General features: G+C 71.9%; 2 protein-coding genes. One reads left to right on the forward strand and one right to left on the reverse strand.

From position 1 onward, the window contains the following. Window positions 1-1,532 (reverse strand): aminotransferase class III-fold pyridoxal phosphate-dependent enzyme (locus D477_RS20870; protein WP_005275634.1); only part of this gene is annotated, 1,532 nt, incomplete at its 3' end. Window positions 1,533-1,614: 82 nt separating this feature from the next. Here D477_RS20870 and D477_RS20875 point away from each other — a divergent pair. Then, a partial coding sequence (locus D477_RS20875) for a PucR family transcriptional regulator ligand-binding domain-containing protein (RefSeq protein WP_005275637.1) occupies window positions 1,615-2,072 on the forward strand: 458 nt, incomplete at its 3' end.

Genomic DNA, 2,072 nt, shown 5'->3' on the forward strand with positions numbered 1-2,072 from the left:
AGGGCCGGGGCGCCCGCTTCCGCCGGGGTTGCTTCGGTTTCCGCGGCGACGTCGAGGATGGCCTGGCGCAGCACGGCGAGTCCGTCGCGCAGCAGTTCCTCGCCGATCACCAGCGGCGGCAGCAGCCTGATGACGTTGCCGTGGGTGCCGCAGGTCAGGGTCAGGACACCTTGGGCATGGCAGCGGGCGGAGATTTCCTTGGCGAGGTCTGCACGCGGGGCGAGGGTGCCCCGGTCGGCGAACTCGAGCGCGAGCATCGCACCGCGGCCACGGAACTCGGCGACCATGCCGGTCTCGGCGACCAGCGGCTCGAGGACCTCGCGGGCGGTGGCCTCGATCGCCCGGGCGTTGGCCAGGAGGCTGCCGTCCTCGAACGCTTCGAACACGGCCAGCGCCGCCTCGCAGGCCAGCGGGTTGCCGGCATAGGTGCCGCCGAGGCCGCCGGCGTGGACGGCGTTCATCAGGTCCGCGCGGCCGGTGACGGCGCTGAGCGGGACGCCGTCGGCCAATGCCTTGGCGCTGAGGGTGAGGTCGCCGGCGATGCCTTCGTGTTCGCTGGCGAACAGGGTGCCGGTGCGGCCCATGCCGGCCTGGATCTCGTCGATTACCAGCACGATGCCGTGCTTGTCGGCGATGGCGCGCAGGCCCTTCAGGAAGCCGGGTGCCGGGACGATGAAGCCCCCTTCACCCTGGATCGGCTCGATGACCATCGCGGCGAATTCCTCGGCGCCGTGCTCGGCCAGCGTTGCCTCGACCGATGCGAGGGCTGCCGCAGTGGCGTCCGCCAAGGCGGGACCCGCGGAGGCGGCGGAAGCACTGATGGCCGCGCCGCCGTCGTCGTTATTTCCAGTGGCGGACGGGAAACCGGCGGCCGGGCGCAGCGGATTGGCGGACGCCGCGCGCACGATCTCGGTGGGGAACGGGCCGAAGTTCAGCCGGTACGGATTCTCCTTCGCGGTCATCGCCATCGTCAGCAGCGAGCGGCCGTGGTACGCCTCGTCGAAGACCAGCACCTTGGGCCGGCCGGTAGCGGAACGGGCGATCTTGACCGCGTTCTCAACGGCCTCGGCGCCGGTGGAAAACAGGGCGGTGCGCTTCTCGAAGTCGCCCGGGGTGTGCTCGTTGAGCCACCTGCAGACCTGGGTGAAGGACTCGTATTCGGTGACCATGAAGCAGGTGTGCGTGAAGCGCTCGAGCTGGGCGGCCACGCGTTCGCGGACGCGCGGGTGGCTGGCGCCGATGCTGGTCACCGCGATGCCGGAGGCGAAGTCGATCAGCCGGTTGCCGTCCACGTCCTGCAGGATGCCGCCGTCGGCGCGGTCGATGAAGACCGGCAGGGCGATGCCGAAGCCGTCCGTGACGTGCGCCTGCCGCTCGGCGTGCAGCTCCTGCGAACGGGGGCCGGGGACGGCGGTGGCCAGGTGGCGGGACTGGGGGAGCGGGGCCAGGCCGGTGTTAGCGGGGGAACTGGCTGCGGCGCTGGCTGCGGCGGTGCCGGCGGGCACGGCGGGAGCGGAAGTCTGAGCGGTCATGGGGACCACGCTAACCGCGGCGCAAGCGTCCGGTCATTGGACGCTCTGTCCCTGAAAGGCTGCTTCGTTGGATAATCGGACCATGGTTTCGCTTGCCCAGCTCAGCGCCGAACTCGGCCAGTCCCTGCACCGCGCCATTCCCGGCCAGGTTCCCGGCGTCCAGCTGAGCGGCGTGCATGTGTCCGAGCTGGAGGATCCGACGGCCTATCTGGAGGGCGGCGAACTCCTGCTGACCACCGGCATTCCGCTCGGCGGGACTGCCGCCACGGCGTCGGCCTACGTCCGGCGGCTGGCCGCGAAGGGTGTGGCCGCGCTCGGGCTCGGACTCGGCGAGGGGCTGGACACCGTGCCGCCGGAGCTGGCGGAGGCCTGCGCGGGGGAGCGGCTGGAGCTGATGGTGGTGCCGGACGGCGTGCCGTTCCTGGATGTCTCGCGCGCGTTCTGGGACCTGGCCGGGCGCAGCGGGCAGGCGGACCTGATCGCCAGCCTGGGCACCCAGACCGCGCTGGCCCGCGCGGCGATGCGGCCGGATGCGCTGCC

It is taken from the genome of Arthrobacter crystallopoietes BAB-32 (assembly GCF_000328305.2).
Classification (GTDB): domain Bacteria; phylum Actinomycetota; class Actinomycetes; order Actinomycetales; family Micrococcaceae; genus Crystallibacter; species Crystallibacter crystallopoietes_A.